General features: G+C 48.7%; 15 protein-coding genes. 5 read left to right on the top strand and 10 right to left on the bottom strand.

The features are described from left to right. The first annotated feature begins 97 nt into the window (after positions 1-97). Both GUA87_RS03475 and GUA87_RS03470 read left to right on the top strand, forming a co-directional pair. Positions 98-1063 carry a TAXI family TRAP transporter solute-binding subunit gene (locus tag GUA87_RS03475; RefSeq protein ID WP_193715118.1) on the top strand — a complete coding sequence of 322 codons (966 nt, stop codon included), beginning with the start codon at positions 98-100 and terminating at the stop codon, positions 1061-1063. A 22-nt stretch (positions 1064-1085) separates the two neighbouring features. After that, positions 1086-2861 (top strand): TRAP transporter permease, encoded by a 1776-nt coding sequence (locus tag GUA87_RS03470; protein ID WP_193715117.1) that lies wholly within the window; start codon positions 1086-1088, stop codon positions 2859-2861. Here the strand turns inward: GUA87_RS03470 and GUA87_RS03465 are convergent. The 6 genes from GUA87_RS03465 to GUA87_RS03440 form a co-directional block, all read right to left on the bottom strand. Continuing rightward, a complete protein-coding gene (locus tag GUA87_RS03465) occupies positions 2858-3262 on the bottom strand; it encodes a hypothetical protein (RefSeq protein ID WP_193715116.1) in 405 nt (134 codons plus the stop codon). The two genes, GUA87_RS03470 and GUA87_RS03465, sit on opposite strands and share 4 nt — an antisense overlap. A 296-nt stretch (positions 3263-3558) precedes the next feature. Further along, a complete protein-coding gene (locus GUA87_RS03460) occupies positions 3559-4437 on the bottom strand; it encodes a hypothetical protein (RefSeq protein WP_193715115.1) in 879 nt (292 codons plus the stop codon). A 138-nt stretch (positions 4438-4575) separates the two neighbouring features. Further along, a complete protein-coding gene (locus GUA87_RS03455) occupies positions 4576-5253 on the bottom strand; it encodes a DUF4824 family protein (RefSeq protein ID WP_193715114.1) in 678 nt (225 codons plus the stop codon). Beyond that, a complete protein-coding gene (locus GUA87_RS03450; protein ID WP_193715113.1) occupies positions 5250-6305 on the bottom strand; it encodes a DUF2157 domain-containing protein in 1056 nt (351 codons plus the stop codon). Before GUA87_RS03450 ends, GUA87_RS03455 begins: the two co-directional genes overlap by 4 nt. Before the next feature lie 135 nt (positions 6306-6440). Then, on the bottom strand, positions 6441-7271 hold the full coding sequence (locus GUA87_RS03445; protein WP_193715112.1) for a PhzF family phenazine biosynthesis protein: 831 nt from the start codon (positions 7269-7271) through the stop codon (positions 6441-6443). A gap of 112 nt (positions 7272-7383) precedes the next feature. Next, positions 7384-8013, bottom strand: coding sequence for a TetR family transcriptional regulator (locus GUA87_RS03440; protein WP_193715111.1), 630 nt, complete (start codon positions 8011-8013; stop codon positions 7384-7386). A gap of 151 nt (positions 8014-8164) precedes the next feature. Here GUA87_RS03440 and GUA87_RS03435 point away from each other — a divergent pair, with 151 nt between their 5' ends. Next, the gene (locus GUA87_RS03435; RefSeq protein ID WP_193715110.1) at positions 8165-9265 is read left to right on the top strand and encodes an efflux RND transporter periplasmic adaptor subunit; all 1101 of its coding nucleotides are present in this window, start codon (positions 8165-8167) and stop codon (positions 9263-9265) included. 14 nt (positions 9266-9279) lie between these two features. Next, on the top strand, positions 9280-12360 hold the full coding sequence (locus GUA87_RS03430) for an efflux RND transporter permease subunit (RefSeq protein WP_193715109.1): 3081 nt from the start codon (positions 9280-9282) through the stop codon (positions 12358-12360). A 12-nt stretch (positions 12361-12372) separates the two neighbouring features. Here the strand turns inward: GUA87_RS03430 and GUA87_RS03425 are convergent, their stop codons facing one another. From GUA87_RS03425 to GUA87_RS03410, 4 genes are all read right to left on the bottom strand, one after another. Next, complete coding sequence (locus tag GUA87_RS03425; RefSeq protein WP_193715108.1) at positions 12373-13236, bottom strand: DMT family transporter; 864 nt, start codon at positions 13234-13236, stop codon at positions 12373-12375. A 102-nt stretch (positions 13237-13338) separates the two neighbouring features. Then, a complete protein-coding gene (locus tag GUA87_RS03420) occupies positions 13339-14139 on the bottom strand; it encodes a substrate-binding periplasmic protein (RefSeq protein WP_193715107.1) in 801 nt (266 codons plus the stop codon). A 98-nt stretch (positions 14140-14237) separates the two neighbouring features. After that, entirely contained in the window at positions 14238-14663 is a 426-nt protein-coding gene (gene arfB, locus GUA87_RS03415) for an alternative ribosome rescue aminoacyl-tRNA hydrolase ArfB (protein WP_193715106.1), read from the bottom strand. 35 nt (positions 14664-14698) lie between these two features. Next, positions 14699-15694 carry a 2-hydroxyacid dehydrogenase gene (locus tag GUA87_RS03410; RefSeq protein ID WP_193715105.1) on the bottom strand — a complete coding sequence of 332 codons (996 nt, stop codon included), beginning with the start codon at positions 15692-15694 and terminating at the stop codon, positions 14699-14701. A gap of 185 nt (positions 15695-15879) precedes the next feature. On the opposite strand from GUA87_RS03410, the gene GUA87_RS03405 reads away from it, so the two are divergent. After that, positions 15880-16380, top strand: a complete 501-nt coding sequence (locus tag GUA87_RS03405) for an SH3 domain-containing protein (RefSeq protein WP_193715104.1) — start codon at positions 15880-15882, stop codon at positions 16378-16380.

Below are 16380 nucleotides of genomic sequence, written 5' to 3'. Positions count from 1 at the left end.
GTATGTATGCATATTGCTTGAAATCCAACAAAATTTAGGAAATGATACTGGCAAAATGGCATAAGCCGAAAAAGTATAATTTGTGGAGGAGACCCCGATGCGTTCCAGTCTTTTGAAAAAACTGTCCCTTGCCGCGCTGGCAGGCTCAATCGCGTTTGCAGGTGCTGCAAATGCGGAAACCAGAATTACGTATAAATCTGCGAAAAGCACATCTTCTTACTATCAGATGGCAGTGCAAATTGCGGAAGCCATGAAGGCAGGCTCTAACGGTGACATCATCGTGACCGTGGAAGAAAGCCAAGGTTCTGTTCAGAACGTGATGGAAGCAGCGGTTCGCCCAGGTAACTACGTGTTCACAACACCACCAGTGTTGGTGAAGCTTGCCAACTCTGGTAAAGCGATGTTCAAGGACAAGCAGAACCCGAAATTTGCTGATATTCGCGCGCTTTTCCCAATCCCGTCCCTCACCATGCATTTTGTGGCCCGCGCAGATTCCGGCATTAAGACATTTGCGGATCTGGAAGGTAAAACCGTTCTTATCGGCAAAGGCTCCTTCGGTGCGCGTGAAGGTGCGAAATATCTGAAGCTGTTTGGTCTGGAAGGCAAAGTTGAACTTGCCAAGATGGAACTTTCCAACGCGGTTCAGGCCCTCAAGAACAAACAAACTGATGCGTTTGTAACAGCCGGCTCCTACCCTGCGCCAAATGTGATTGAAGCTGCTGCGGGCACAGGTATCACCGTTCTGTCTTTGAGCGATGAGCAGATTAAGCAAACAAAACGGACAAAGCTGACAATTCCTGCAGGCACGTATGCCGGTGTGGACACAGAAGTAAACACCACATCCCTGCCAGTTGTGGCCTACACAACAACATCCATGGATGAGGCAACTGCTTATGCGCTGACCAAAACATATTGGGAGCAGAAAGCAAAAATGGGTGCGGATAACGCATGGTGGAATGGTGTCTCCGGTGCTTTGCTTGAAAATATCACAGGCAAAATTCACCCTGGTGCCCTCAAATACTACATGGAAAAAGGAATGGCTGTTCCAGCCTCCGCCAAGTAAGTTCGCGTAAAGGATATTAAGTATGTCAGCACCGGGTCGTTACATCTGGGTGGCGCTCGGTGCTGCCTCTATCGCCTTTCACTTGGGCCTGATTTTTACAGGTCTCGTTCCTAATCTTTTCGCGCGCCCACTTCATATGCTTTTGGCATTACCATGGGTGTTTGTGTTTTCCGCCAAATCCCGATCCGAACTGATTAGCGGCGGGATCCTGACGGTTCTTGGTGGGGCCGCCGTTCTTTATGTGGCGATCAATGAGGAAGCCCTGTCCGATCAATATGGGTTTCTGAACAGTGATCTACAGATTGCCATCGCCTTCACATTGATCTTTGTGACATTGGAAATGGCTCGCCGGGCAATCAGTTGGCCGCTGCCGCTTGTTGCGCTCTTCGCCCTTTGTTACGGCCTTTTTGGGCAGCACCTTCCCGGTGAATTTGGACATCCCGGCATTCCCTTACAAAGCGTTATGGGCAATCTGACCATCGCTGAAGGGGGACTTTGGGGAAAACTGACGGGGGTTTCTGTCTCCATCGTTGCGGTTTTTGTGATTATGGGGGCTGTTTTAAACGCGGGTGAAGCGGGTCAGGGATTTATGAACCTTGCAACCGCGGCTGCGGGCCGTCTTAAAGGCGGGGCCGCGAAAGTATCAACCTTGTCATCGGCATTATTTGGGTCCATTTCAGGGTCTGCATCCGCCAATGTGGCGTCCACTGGGGCGATCACCCTGCCCGCCATGACGCGGCTCGGATATCCAAAATCATTTGCCGGTGCGGTGGAGGCGGTGGCTTCCTCCGGTGGTCAGATCATGCCGCCATTGATGGGTGCCGGGGCCTTTGTGATGGTGGAGCTCACCGGTGTGCCCTACACCAGCATTATGGCAGCGGCGTTATTGCCGGCGCTTTTGTATTTTGTGACGGTTTGGATTGGGATTAACGCCTTTGCCCGGCGTTATGATCTGAAAGGCCTTCCAGAAGAAGAGCAACCAGATCGAAAAGCTGTTCTTATAACATCTGCCTTTTTCGCGGTTCCGTTCCTAGTCCTGCTGGAGCGGATGTTTATCGGTGGGTTCACCCCTCAATATGCGGCCTCAGTCGCGATCCTTGCGGCGCTTCTGCTGCTGTTTATCAACGGGAAAATGCAGTTCAATATCAAGCGTGCGTTTGAACGGTTGGAGCAGGCCTGCATCAATACAGGCAGGCAGGTGGCGATGATTGCTTCCATTATCCTCTGCGCGTCCATTGTGATCGGGGTTCTGGGGGCAACGGGACTTGGGGTGAAGATCACTTCGCTTATCCTCTCCGGCTCCGGCGAGATGCTGTGGCCCGCGCTGCTTCTGACGGCGGGTGCCTGTCTTATTTTGGGCATGGAAGTGCCAACCACAGCCGCCTATGTGATCTGTATTTCTGTGGCAGGTCCCGCGCTGCAGCAATTGGGACTTGCGCCGTTGCAGGCTCATCTTTTTGTGTTCTGGTTTGCACTTTTGTCTACCATCACCCCACCCGTTTGCGGCGCCGTCTTTATTGCGGCCGGTATGGTGGAAGAAAACTGGCTTAAAGTTTCCATGAAGGCCATGGCATTGGGTCTTGGGCTTTACATTATCCCGCTTGCCTTGATCGCGAACCCAAGCCTGATCGCGCTTGAAACCAATCCAATCGGTGCTGTGGTCAGCTTTGTGCAGATCGGCCTCTCCCTTACCGCTATTTCCTACGGAGTAATTGCCCCCCTGCAATTGCTGCTACGCGGCGTGCTGGTCATTGTTGGTACAGCAGGGATATTCCTGTTGCCCGTTTTAATCGGCTAGCCGTCTATTTTCCCGACATCATCAATCCATGGGATCCCGCTGGATCCCCATTTGACAGTAATGGTGTATAGAGGAATGCAGCTGTTAGTTGCGCTATCTTTCTTGGGGTTGGCAAGATCTAATGAAGTTTCATATTCAGATGGTACTATGGCCTCAATATCTGAAAGCGAAAGTTTAAAATACGTTCCTAACTCAGCGTCAGAATTCTTGTAAATTTTACCTGGAAGGACAGAGTAACCTTCTTTAAGAGGATAGCTTTCAATGAGAGTATCAATATCATTTCCTGCAGCGATAAGGATATGCCCTGCTGAATCGCCAATAAATGGTGTCTTATAAAACTCTTTATACTGAGATTTAAATTTAGAGATATAGCTATCTGCGCTTGTGGCTACGACATACACATTTTAAATGCTATGTGGTTTTTTACCTTCGAGAGGGACAGAGATACCATGTGTTAGTAGCTCTCTTTCACGCAGTTTCAGCGAATTGTATTTAAGATAGAAGTGCATTTTTGGCAGCGAATAAACAACTTCTTTTTTTCGGTTCCGAGAATAGTTTGACTTCCAATTTGTGCTGCAGTTCGTGAACTCAAGCTCTCCAATGACAACTGAAGATTTGTTCATGAAATCCTCGACGTATGGGATCGCGCAGCTTGCGAAAAGGCATATGAGTGCTAGAAAAAAGTACAGCGCATTCATTAGTGTTTGCCACTCAGTTTGGCTCTATTTCTTCTGATCGTTTCGAAAACTGTTAAGAAGAAAAAACCCAGAATAAGAAGTGAAAAATGAATTGGGATAGTAGTAAAAAATTCAGCTAAAAACTTGATAACCAAAAGAAAAATCAAAAATCCGATAGAAACACACACGTTTACAAACCAATCCCTCATTATCGAAATTATTAATGAAACAAATCCAAATACTAATGCTGTGAAAAAATAAACATGGTTGGGAGCTTGATTATCTATTTTAAGAAAGCTTGCATCTCTCAAAACTGATAGAGGGAGGAGATATGCTGCTATGTAAATAAATGCAGCATAGAAAAGCACTGGTAAGTAGGAATGGGGATCGGTTCGTTTTATTGAACTAACTATAGTAAATAAAGTGAATGGGACTAAAAGATCTACATCTGAGAAGTAGAGATTAGGATTAGCAAGGCCATAGAAATCTTTAATTAGGCTATTAAATAAGTAGATCACAAAAATTGTAGCGAAAAAAAGCAATATTCTTGAATGGTAGTGCAGTGCAAAGAACATCACTGCCATTACGAGAAGGAACTGTGATGAATTTGATGTCGGCAAATTGAAATAGGCATTGAGTACATAAACAGAACCTATTGTTAAAGCGGTAGATATTAGCGCTGCTATTGCTGCTACTTGAGGTGCTTTCAGAAAAAACTCTAACAAGCAGGAAATGGAGATGCCTATAAGCGGTGGGAGTAGCGCGGCAATTAGCCTTTCATTCGTACTGAGGTTTGGCCAGATTGATGAAAGCCACGCTACGACACCAATTGAAATGGCAGCAATAGCTAAGGCAGCGTATAATTTTATGCCGTAATCCTCAGATTCCTTGTTGCTCATATTGATACAATCTGAATTCCCAAAATTGGATTATGATTTAGTTTCATATTATATAAATGGTTGTGATTTGGCTAACGGAATATCGACAGCTTAAATCTTGGGCAGGTGGAAAGCATATCTATCTTCTTTTCTAACAATCTAACCACTAATTCTTCTTGCGGTATCGATCCATGGGATCCTGCTGGATCCCCATTTGACCGTGATGTTGTATTCGGGTTTGCAGGACGCGCCTACATTTTCTGGAGTTTCCAATAGCGCGTCTATTTCTTCGCGTAAGGCGGCGGGGATGGCAAGGCTTACATAACGTGGTGCAAGCGTGTAGTGGGTCAGGTCTTTAGGCTGATATGTGGGGCGCACATGGCCGTTCAGGATAATATATCCACCTGATTTCGGGTATCTGGTGGCAAGTGCGTCTTTGTCACTGCCTGCGGCGATGAGCATCGCACTATCCGTTTTGCCATAAAAAGGACGGTCGTAATATTTGCTCCAATCCGACTTGAAGCGTTCACGGTATTCTTCTTTGTTGCTGACCACTATGAACAGTTTCTTTTCCTTCCAGTCTTCTATGGCTGGGAAGTAGCTTTCAGGAACGCCAGAGGCCAGCAGCTCTGCCCGTGAAAGCGTTAAAGATTCAAATGAAAAGCTTAAAGAGGGCAAGCGGAACGGGTTTGAGTATTTCGAATAATTCAGATTGCAATTATTGATGGCGAGCGTACCGACGGGCTCACTCCCCTTATTGATCTGGTCTTTTGCGTATAGAAAGGAATTTGCGCTAATAAGCGTGAGGAGCGCCAAAGGAAGGTATAATTTCTTCATGAGGAAGCTCCTTGCAGGTAAGCGCGTGTTTTCCGCAATACGATAATAATTGCGATGGAGAATATGCCCAGGATCAGGAAGAAGACATATTCCGGCAGCACATCCCACGCCCAGTCATAATATTTGGTGAGGAGGACCAATATCAGAAAACCGATAGCGGCATATTTACTGAAGCTCCAATCCTCTTTCAGGGAAATAGCAATTGAGATGCCACCAAAGCCAAGCGCAAGCAATGTGTAGAAAAACTCGACGAAGTCCCTGTCGATGGTGAAAAAACTGTACCGCCCCGCAAGGCTAAGTTGCAGAAGACTGACGGCCGCCACAAGAAAGGCCGTCAGGAATAAAACAGGGGTCAGGTGATAGCGCCGGGCTGGCAGATAAAGATAACAGGCCGCCGCGATGATCAATGCGGGGGCAAGGTATAATTCCCCATAGATGGTGTGGGACCAGTTATAGCCCAGCACCTCTGTTATATACCCACCGATAAAGGTGAAGATGGACAAAACGGATAGGAAAAACGGGAAGGCCAATTGATATCGGAGGGACAGGATAACCCCGTATACCCCCCACAGCAAAAAGGCATTGGGACTGTCAGGTAAGTTAAAGTAATGCCCCAAAATCAGAATATTTCCGACCAGACAGGCGATGGCAACGATTACCGAAAGCCCCGTGTAATAAGGTGTTTTGAAAATACGATCGACGGCTATCGTAAGACCTAACCCAATAAACGGAAGGAGGCTGGCAAGCCCCAACTGGATATAGATGCCAAGATCATCCCAGAAATTTTCAAAAACCAGAAACAGGGCAAAAGAAAAGGCAATGGCCCCTAATGTAGATGCGATCTGCATCCCGATAGACAGGTTCGCCTGCCCTTTGGTGCGATCTGTATCGAAAGTGGCGGAGAGATGATCGAGCAGCTCCTCATGATAGTTGGATACTGCCGACCGGTCTGTTTCACTAAGCCGTAGAACCTGTTCGGATTTCAAAATCTCCATTTCCTGTTGAAAGGAGAGGATCTGTTCAGCGCGCCTTTGTGCGTCTCTTTTGTTCATGCTGCCCCATAAACCCGTTTACCCCAGGCCACAATGACAGGGGAAATTGTCAAAATCAAGACAGGGAGTTTAGGGGCCCGTCCCCTTTAACGGGGTCCAATCACAATAAAGGGAACGGGCGGGACGAAAGCTGGATTACGAGATAACACGAACCGTTCCTGAAACGCGAATGGGCGCGCCTTTTTCAGGAGTGATCTCGGTTGTAATGTCGCTTGGGCTTTGCATGTCTTCGCCCTGGCGCAGGGAAAGTTTGCCATCAGTAACGATACCAAGATCCCTGAGGTAGCCAGAGAAAGCTGCGGCGGCAGCCCCCGTGGCCGGGTCTTCCAGAACACCGCCACTGGCAAAGGCATTGCGGACATTATACGCGTTATCCGAAATCTGGTGGACCAGCATAATAGTCACCAGACCCAGCTCTCGCATCAGGTCAGCACCGGCCGCCAGATCGTAATCCATACGGGCGAGCGCTTCACGTGAGTTTAGGGCGATCACCACATGATCAGCCCCCCCATGAATGCGGGCAGGGGGCAGATCGGTGTTCAGATCATCTTCGGAATATCCAAAAAGGGCCAAGATACGGGCGAGTGTTCCCCCATCAAGGGCTTCACTTTTTGTCGGCGGCGAGATTAACGCGGCACTGTACAGATTGGTCTCTTTTGACCCTTCAACACTGATTTCAGCATTGTTCAAGTATAGTGGATAGTTTCCTTCGCCATGGGTTTCAGCAAGGGCAGCGCCCAGAGCGATGGTCGCGTGACCGCAAAAGGGAACTTCGCTTTCAGGCGCAAAATAGCGAACCCGAAAACCGTCTTTTTCAGGCGCGGCGAAAGCGGTTTCAGAATAGCCGACTTCCGCGGCAACTCGTTGCATTTCTGATACTTCTGGCATTGTGTCAGACAAGACGACACCGGCGGGATTTCCACCTTCATCTGCCGCCGAAAAGGAGGCAAAACGTTGAATATTCATGAGGGCACCTCTCATTTAATTGATCTCTGTTGTGACCAAGGTGGCGCTTGTTGGAAAGTTTTTCAACATTTCAAAGTGTGATGAACATCACACATTTACAGATCAGTAAATGTTAGGTGGGAATTTTCAAGCCCAGGCCTTTGAAATAAGTATCGAGATAAATCTGCCCATGCTTTGTTAGACTGACATCTTCAAAGCCGGTAAAGAACTCGCTCACCATACCGGAAACCAGACAAACCAATCCAGTGGCAGAGATATGGATATTGGTATTCTCGGGTAGATTTCCAATATTCCGCTCAGCCTCAAACGCATGTTCTATAGTTTCGCGAAACATGCTTCTTTCTTCATCGAAGAAGGCTTTCACATCTGGGTTCCTGATAGTGAGTTCCGAGTTTCCCAAAATAATGGAGAAGACCTGCCCAAGTTCGGTATCCTTCTCTATGCGGTGTAGAATATCAATCAGGCACTGATAGAGTGTCTTGAGCTTATCTTCAGAGGGTGCGGTCAGGATTTTCTCACGATTTTCGGTCAAAGCGGGTTTCGTGTAAGTCAGCCAAAGGCCTTTTAGGATGTCTTCCTTGTTTTTGAAATGCCAGTAAAAGGCCCCGCGCGTTACCCCAGCTTTTTCTGCAATGGCGTTTAGTGTACAGGCCTCCACCCCCAGCGATGTGAACATCTCTGCGGCAGCGCTTAAAAGCGCGTGATAGGTTTTCTCTGCTTCTTCTTTGGTTTTCCTGGCCATGCCCAAACTAAATATCAATCAATTTGTAATATCAAGAAACTTAATATGTGAAATGTGATTAAATATACATACACGGATGTATGTATAAGTATATAAACGACCCTCTTCAAATAAGTTTCAGTGGGCAGACGCCCCCGGATGGAGTGAAACGATGAGTAGACGTGTTTCAACGAAGCTGGCGCTAAAAAGCCTTTTATTGTTACCTTTGGTGGTTCTTTTGTCAGCGTGCCTTGAGGACGGTGACAAAGAGGCAGAAGTTAAACCCAACATCATCCGGCCGGCGAAGATTATTGAAGTGGGTGCCGGTTCTGGAATTTTGACCAAGGTGTTCCCTGGTATCACTGAAGCGAGCCGAAAATCAGAACTGGCATTTCGTGTCAGTGGCCCGATTAATGATCTGCCCGTTCGGGCCGGGCAGGAACTGAAACAAGGAGATTTGATCGCCCGTCTTGATGACGCCCGCTATCAGAATGTTTTGGCGGACCGGAAGGCGACATATGATCTCACCCGGATTGAGCTGGAGCGTCGTCAGCAGCTCCAAAAGAAAAATCACGTCTCCAAATCGACGCTCGATATTGCCCGCACAAATTTTGAAGGAGCGAAAGCAGCGTTAAAACAGGCAAGGGATGATTTGCAATATACGCGTCTTGTGGCCCCTTATGATGGTATCGTCAGCCGCATTCTTGTTGAAAATTTCGAAAATGTTCAGGCAAAACAGACCATTGTCCTTTTTCAAGGGAACCAGAATATCGATGTAGCCTTCAATGTACCGGAAGACCTTCTGGTTCGGGTCAATGAAGGCAACACCAATGGTGGCCTTGTTCATGTGAAGTTTGATTCTGTCCCCGATCAGGTATTTGAAGCCTATTACAAGGAACATGAAACACTCCCCGATGCGTCGACCCGGTCTTTCCGTGTTGTTGTCAGCATGCCGATCCCGACAGGCCTGACCGCGCTGCCGGGTATGAGTGTGAATGTGATCGTGGATGTCAGCCAAATCATCGGAGAGCAGAAAAATGATCTCAGCGTCCCTGTAGAGGCCGTGTTTGAGAAAGATGGCGGAACATGGGTCTGGCTTGTGAAGTCGGACAATACGGTGACCAAAACGCGGGTTGCTGTGAAGCGGATCGAAGGGGATCAGTTGCTCATTTCACAAGGGTTGATTGAAGGTAACCGCGTGATTGCTGCGGGTGTAGATTATCTTCGCGAAGGTCAGACCGTCCGCGCCCTTCCTAAAGAACGTGGCCTTTAAGGCGGGGTGTAGAAATGGACCTTACAGAATATTCCATCAAACGCACGACCGTCAGTTGGATGATCACGCTGATCCTGATCGGCGGCGGTATACTTGCCTTTTTGGGACTTGGGCGCCTTGAAGATCCGGAATTTACGATTAAACAGTCTGTGATCGTCACGTCATACCCTGGGGCATCCCCGGTTGAGGTGGAAGAGGAAGTCACGCTGCCCATTGAGAACGCACTGCAGCAACTTCCATATGTGGACAATATCAAATCCATATCTTCTGCAGGCCGTTCCCAGGTAGAGGTAGAGATGAAAAGCATCTACCGTAAAGCGGATCTTGCCCAGATCTGGGATGAAATGCGCCGCAAAATCCGGGATATGGAAGGAAGGCTTCCACCGGGGGCAAACGCCCCGATCATCAATGATGATTTTGGCGACGTGTATGGCGTCTTTATGGCGGTGACCGGGCCCGGATATTCCTATGAGGAGCTTGCTGATTATGTGGATTATATTCGCCGTGAGTTGGTTCTTGTGGAGGGAGTTGGCAAGGTTGCCGTGGGTGGTCGCCGGACGGAACAAATCGTCCTGGAAGTAAACCGTGCGAAATTGACAGCGCTTAACATGTCGGTTTCCATGCTGGCGTCTTTGTTGCAGAATCAGAATTTGGTGAGTGATGCCGGCAATATCCTTGTCGGTAGTGAATATATCCGTATTGAAAGCGCTGAGGACAGAAGCGGTGTAGGTGAGCTTCGTGATCTGATGTTGGGTCAGGCCAATGGTAAGATCATTTATCTGTCTGACGTTGCAGATGTGAAGCGTACATATTCGGATCCCCCGTCCCATATTTATCGCTTCAACGGTGAAGCCGCTCTTACATTGGGTGTGTCCTTTTCAACCGGTGTGAACGTTGTTGAAGTCGGTCAGGCCGTTAATGAACGGCTGGAAGCGCTGGAATATGCGCGTCCTATCGGCATGGAAATCGGCGTGATTTATGATCAGCCTGCGCAAGTGGACCAATCCGTCAGTGATTTTGTGATCAGTCTGGGTCAAGCCATTGCCATTGTGATTGTGGTTCTACTTGTCTCTATGGGGTTGCGTTCCGGTATCCTGATGAGCCTTGTTCTGCTGATCACGATCCTGGCGACCTTTATTGCCATGAAGTTATTTGCCATTGATCTGCACCGTATTTCATTGGGGGCGCTGATCATTGCGCTGGGGATGCTGGTGGATAACGCCATTGTGGTGGCCGAAGGGATCCTTATCGGTATCAAACGCGGCCTAAACCGGGTAGAGGCAGCAAAACTTATTGTCTCCCAGACGAAATGGCCTTTGCTGGGTGCAACCGTGATTTCTGTAACGGCTTTTGCGCCCATTGGATTGTCCCCTGATGCCTCCGGTGAGTTTACCGGGTCTTTGTTCTGGGTCTTGCTCTTCTCCCTCATGATCAGTTGGGTGATGGCGATTACCTTAACCCCTTTCTTTGCGAGCATGATGTTTAAAGAAGGAGACGCGCAGGAAGAGGGAGCTGAAGAAATTGACCCTTACAAAGGTGTCTTTTACCGTGCCTATAAAGGATTTCTGTTTATCACGCTGAGGTTCAGATGGTTGTCTACAATTGTGATGATCGGTGGCCTTGCTGGTGCCATTTATGGCTTTACCTTTGTGAGCCAAGCCTTCTTCCCACCTTCCACATTGCCTGTCTTTACTGTCGATTACTGGCTGCCGGAAGGTTCAGACATCAGAAGTACTTCCGCGGATATGGAGAAATTTGAAAAACGGATCCTTGAAAACCCGGATGTGAAAAAAGTGACCACAACAGTGGGCCGCGGTGCGGAACGCTTTATGCTGACATACGCATTAGAAAAAAACTATGCGAGTTACGGTCAATATATCATTGAAGTTTCTTCTTACGACAAAGTGCAGCCGACCCGCGAGTGGGTAGAGAAAATCCTGAAAGAGGAAGCCCCGCAGGCCTTCTCAAAATCGGATCGGATCTTTATCGGTCCCGCGACCAAAGCGAAAATTGAGGCCCGCATAAGTGGGCCGGACAGTGCCAAACTTCGGGAGATTGCAGATCAGGTGCGTAACCTGTTTTTGGATAATCCCAATGCCATCAATGTACGCCATGACTGGCGGGAGCGGGCGAAGGTTCTACATCCGCGCTTTTTGGAAGCAGAAGCTCGTCGCTTGGGGATTTCTAAAACGGATCTTAATAATGCCATTCGTATGAATGTGTCGGGTGTTCAGGTGGCGCTGTATCGTGAAGGGTCTACATTGCTTCCGATCCTGATCCAGCCTCCGCTTGAGGATCGTAAAGAAGTGCAGCAGCTGGAAGACATCCAGATCTTCAGTCCGGCGCTTAGTACCTACGTCAACATCAACGATGTGGTGAGCCGAATTGATGTGGGCTGGGAAGATCCGTTGATTATGCGGCGGGACCGGAAACGGACCGTGCAGATCTGGGCGGATCCTGATCCAAACAGCGGGGTGAACTCGTTCGAACTTTACAATCAGCTCAGTAAGAAGGTTGAGGCGCTGGAATTGCCACCGGGGTACCGTCTTGAATGGGGCGGTGAATATGAAGCCCAACAAGATGCCAACAAAGCCGTGTTTGAATTTGTGCCTATTGGCGTGTTGGCGATGGTGGCCATTACGGTTCTGTTATTCAACTCCGTTCGTCAAACCCTTGTGGTGTGGCTGACTGTGCCGCTTTCCATCATCGGGGTGAGCTCTGGTCTTCTTCTATTAAACCAGCCGTTCAGTTTTACAGCCTTGCTTGGTTTCCTCAGCCTGTCAGGAATGTTGCTGAAAAATGGGATCGTTCTCGTGGAAGAAATTAAACGCCTTGTGGAAGAAGAGCAGACGGAAATGAAAGAGGCGATCCTTCGCGCTGCGGTAAGTCGTCTGCGTCCCGTGACATTGGCGGCCATTACAACGGTGCTTGGATTGATCCCGCTGCTCACCGATGCTTTCTTTGCGCCGCTCGCGGTGACCATCATGTTCGGTCTTGGCTTCGCCACTGTCCTGACACTCATTGTTGTGCCGGTACTATTTGCGTTGTTCTATCGGGTGAAATACCAAAAAGGGGATTTGGCAGCAGCTGGATAAGGTTAGTCGGGATCAGGCCTTCATTTTCTGGCTAAGGACGATCCCGACACCCCCTAATGTAACGATACCAGCAATGGCAAGGCGGAAAGTAATATCTTCGGATAACAAAAACGCACCGCCGATGGCCGCAATGGCCGGAACGGTAAGTTGAACTGTTGCGGCGCGGCTAGCCGTAAGTCCTTTCAATGCGGCATACCAAATGGCATATCCGCATCCGGACGCAAGAGCACCTGATAGAATAGCCATTATCATCCCAAAGGGGGTGACGTGCAGGTCTTCCATCATGATCAAAACTAAAAGGATGGTCACAGGTGCAGCATATAGAAAATTGGACATGGTGGACTGAAGCGGGTTACCCGTGCCGCGTCCAAGCAGTGAATAAACGCCCCAAGATACCCCTGCAATTGCCATGAGAACAGCACCTACCGGATCAGGCGCGCTCAACCCCGGAGAGACAAGATAGACAAGGCCACCAATGGCTAGAACGAGCCCCGCCCAGGCGAGGGGCGGGAAATGCTCCCCTTGCTTTAGGGCGATCATAAACATGGTGATTTGAACAGCACCAAACAGGATGAGGGCACCAGTACCTGCTGCAAGAGTGTTATAGGCAAACGAGAAGAAAACCATGTAGCCGATGAGGCTTATTATCTGGAAAATACGGGGTTTAAAGGGAGCTGGCGTCTTGCGTGCTTGAGCGGAAAAACTAAAAAGTACCAGCAGAATTATTGCTCCTGACAGTGTTCGAACAGCGGTAAAGCTGGCTGCGTCTATTGTGCTATCTGCAAGGGCAAGGCGGCAAAGGACAGAATTTGCCGCAAAAGCCAACATGGCAAGTGTGGTCAGGGAGATAGCTCTCGCAATGTTGTTGTCTTGCATTGATTTAATTCCAGATGGACGCGCCCACGACCGATCCTGATCTCACTATTTTCAGGGGAGTATTGCAAGCGAATTAGAAATAGTGAGTTCGCTCAATTCAGCCTAGAAGAGATCCAGGTTCCGTTTTATCAGGTTATTGAGCAGCCGATCATATTCTCCCGTATCCTTCATTTCAGAGACCGTGCTGTCAAAATGGTCCAAGAATTCTGGGTCGAGGTTTGATTTTTTGGAAATGAGGAGGGGAAATCTCGGACTCTCTTTGTAGACATGCGGGATCATAGATATTCTATCTGTCAGCTTTAGTTTCTTGATAAAAAGCTGCGTAACAGGGCTTGCGTGAATGATAACATCTGCGCGTTCTTTATCGAGCATTTTCAGGCAGATATCGATTGACGGAACGGTCAGATAATCAATGTTTCTTGCGCCGTAAAACTCCACTGCCCAATTGTTGCCAAGAACATCACAAAAGGTCGTATTCTGGAGTTTATCCAAAGCCTTACCTTCTTTAAGGCTGACTTCGGCCTCACTATTCGCTCGGACAAAAGCCTGAAAAGGTATGTAGAGCACATCTTGCTCTGATTGGTTTGAGTATATTTTCCTGGCACTGGTCGGTGTTGTTATAAAACCGTCCGCAATTCCGCTTTCGACATCCTGTTGAGCCCGGCCCCAAGGCCTTCCCAAATGGGAAATATCAAGACCCATGCGTATGTGTAGAATTTCATGCATCAAATCAGGCAGGATTCCCTTAACCTGTTCTTCGTCGCCCGCGGAAATAGGTGCCCATTTATTGGCATATACGAGGGCAATTTTCTCCTTATTTGACTCTGCGATGACTGTTCTTGCCCCCAAAAAAACAAAGGCGAAAAGTATCAAAAGAACATTCTTGAAAAGGACAAAATACATTTCTTACTTTCACAGAGAATCTGAGAGTAAAACCGAATATAACGTTAGATCTGTTAAGTTCGAATTAACTTTGAATAAATTATCAACTAAAGGAACTACTAATAATCTGACCTTGAAATGCGTCCACGCCCCTTTTTGACCTCACTCCGTTCGGATTTCTGTTTCAAACGCTTTTGTTTACTGGCGAAGGTTGGTTTTGTCGGGCGGCGTTTTTTGGGGACGATGGTTGCTTGTTGAATAAGGGTGATCAGCCTGTCCTGCGCGGCTTTACGATTGCGATCCTGTGTGCGGTATTCACTGGCATTAATGATAAGGACACCGTCCTTGGTCATTCGCTGACCCGCCAGTTTTTGAAGGCGGTAGAATACCGGGCGCGGCAGATTTGGACTGCCCTTTGCGTCAAAGCGCAGTTGGACCGCCGTTTCTACCTTGTTCACATTCTGCCCTCCAGGGCCGGAGGATCGAACGAAGGTTTCGATCAATTCATCTTCGTGAATAAATATGTGGGGAGTGATTTGTATCATGATGGAAAAAAGGCCCGCATTTGCGGGCCTTGTGATTAGAGCATGGCTGCCAGCACCCGGTCAGGTGGGGTGTGGCCGTCAACAAATGTCTTAATGTTGATAATAACCTTGGAGCCCATATCGATCCGGCCTTCAATTGTGGCCGAGCCCATATGCGGCAGAAGGATAACATTATCCAGTTTCAGAAGCTTCGGATTAACCGCAGGTTCTTTTTCAAACACGTCAAGGCCAGCACCGGCAAGATCACCGTTCATCAACATGCGTGTCAGTGCGTTTTCATCCACCACTTCACCACGGGAAGTGTTGACGATATAGGAATGCTTCTGCATCAGCTTCAGACGACGGGCGTTCAGAAGGTGGAATGTGCCGGGTGTGTGCGGGCAGTTGATGGAAATGATATCCATACGGGCCAGCATCTGATCCAGGCTCTGCCAGTAAGTGGCTTCCAGTTCACCTTCAACATCTGAATTTACACGGTTACGGTTATGATAGTGGATGGACAGACCAAAGGCTTTAGCACGGCGGGCAACTGCCTGACCAATCCGGCCCATACCCACAATACCAAGGCGCTTGCCCCAGATCCGGTGACCGAGCATCCCCGTTGGTGACCAGCCTTCCCAATCGCCGCTGCGCATCAGGCGTTCGCCTTCGGTGAGGCGGCGCGGTACAGCCATAATCAGGGCCATTGTCATGTCCGCTGTATCTTCGGTTAGAACACCCGGGGTGTTTGTCACAGTGATGCCACGCTGACGGGCGGTGTCCAGATCAATATGGTCAACACCTGTACCGAAACTTGCGATCAGTTTCAGGTTCGGGTTGGCCTGACTTAGAACACCCAGATCAATTTTGTCGGTTACCGTTGGGACCAGAACGTCGGCAATTTTCACCGCTTCAACAAGCTCGGCTTGCGTCATGGGCGTGTCGTCATGATTCAAGCGCGTGTCAAACAGCTCCATCATACGGGTTTCAACCGCATCAGGAAGTTTGCGCGTAACAACAACAATAGGTTTCTTCTTGGACGACTCTGACATACTGGCCTCTCTGTTCGGGGCATTTTCTAGCGTTTAATCGCTTTAGATATCTAGCAGATCACTCGCGCCGAGACAATTAGCGGCTTGCGCTTTGGCTTACTTTTTTTGCTGTCTTGACCATCATATGGTCCAGTTGGCATAAAGATGGACAATTCACATCAATAAAATCATGGGCGGGGCAGAGCTTGTTCAGAACCTTTTTCAAAAAATGTGTCGCATTGGCCTTGGTTTCGGTCTTTTTTACAGGCCTTGCCCAAATACCGTCTTCGCAAGCTGCCGGAAAAGTCCCGCGTTTTGTCTCCTTGTCATCCGACGAGGTCAATGTGCGGGTTGGGCCGGGTAAACGTTATCCCATTTCCTGGGTGTTCGTGCGAAGCGGCTGGCCGTTGGAAGTGATTGCAGAATATGAACATTGGCGTCAGGTGCGGGATGTGGATGGGGCCACGGGTTGGATCCACAAAAGCCTGCTGTCGAACCGCCGGACCATTCTGGTGACTGGAAAGAGGCGCCCGATGTATGAGGACCGGGAAAAGAAAAGCGCGGTTCTTTTGCTTGCGGAACCGGGTGTGCAGGGGCGCCTTCTGGAATGTGATGGGCCATGGTGCAAGGTCGATATCGCTGGCAATGAAGGCTGGATGCTGACCTCACATTTCTATGGGGTTCTTGAAAACGAGAAGGTTCGTTAA

The organism is Sneathiella sp. P13V-1 (genome assembly GCF_015143595.1).
Taxonomy (GTDB): Bacteria; Pseudomonadota; Alphaproteobacteria; order Sneathiellales; family Sneathiellaceae; genus Sneathiella.
This window is presented reverse-complemented; position numbering and strand designations above follow the sequence as displayed.

Coding starts and splice junctions, on each gene's coding strand:
- GUA87_RS03450 (WP_193715113.1), bottom strand. CDS start 6,305: ATGAACAAAAGAGACGCACAAAGGCGCGCTGAACAGATCCTCTCCTTT.
- GUA87_RS03430 (WP_193715109.1), top strand. CDS start 9,280: ATGGACCTTACAGAATATTCCATCAAACGCACGACCGTCAGTTGGATG.
- GUA87_RS03445 (WP_193715112.1), bottom strand. CDS start 7,271: ATGAATATTCAACGTTTTGCCTCCTTTTCGGCGGCAGATGAAGGTGGA.
- GUA87_RS03460 (WP_193715115.1), bottom strand. CDS start 4,437: ATGAGCAACAAGGAATCTGAGGATTACGGCATAAAATTATACGCTGCC.
- GUA87_RS03455 (WP_193715114.1), bottom strand. CDS start 5,253: ATGAAGAAATTATACCTTCCTTTGGCGCTCCTCACGCTTATTAGCGCA.
- GUA87_RS03470 (WP_193715117.1), top strand. CDS start 1,086: ATGTCAGCACCGGGTCGTTACATCTGGGTGGCGCTCGGTGCTGCCTCT.
- GUA87_RS03435 (WP_193715110.1), top strand. CDS start 8,165: ATGAGTAGACGTGTTTCAACGAAGCTGGCGCTAAAAAGCCTTTTATTG.
- GUA87_RS03425 (WP_193715108.1), bottom strand. CDS start 13,236: ATGCAAGACAACAACATTGCGAGAGCTATCTCCCTGACCACACTTGCC.
- GUA87_RS03410 (WP_193715105.1), bottom strand. CDS start 15,694: ATGTCAGAGTCGTCCAAGAAGAAACCTATTGTTGTTGTTACGCGCAAA.
- arfB (WP_193715106.1), bottom strand. CDS start 14,663: ATGATACAAATCACTCCCCACATATTTATTCACGAAGATGAATTGATC.
- GUA87_RS03440 (WP_193715111.1), bottom strand. CDS start 8,013: ATGGCCAGGAAAACCAAAGAAGAAGCAGAGAAAACCTATCACGCGCTT.
- GUA87_RS03475 (WP_193715118.1), top strand. CDS start 98: ATGCGTTCCAGTCTTTTGAAAAAACTGTCCCTTGCCGCGCTGGCAGGC.
- GUA87_RS03420 (WP_193715107.1), bottom strand. CDS start 14,139: ATGTATTTTGTCCTTTTCAAGAATGTTCTTTTGATACTTTTCGCCTTT.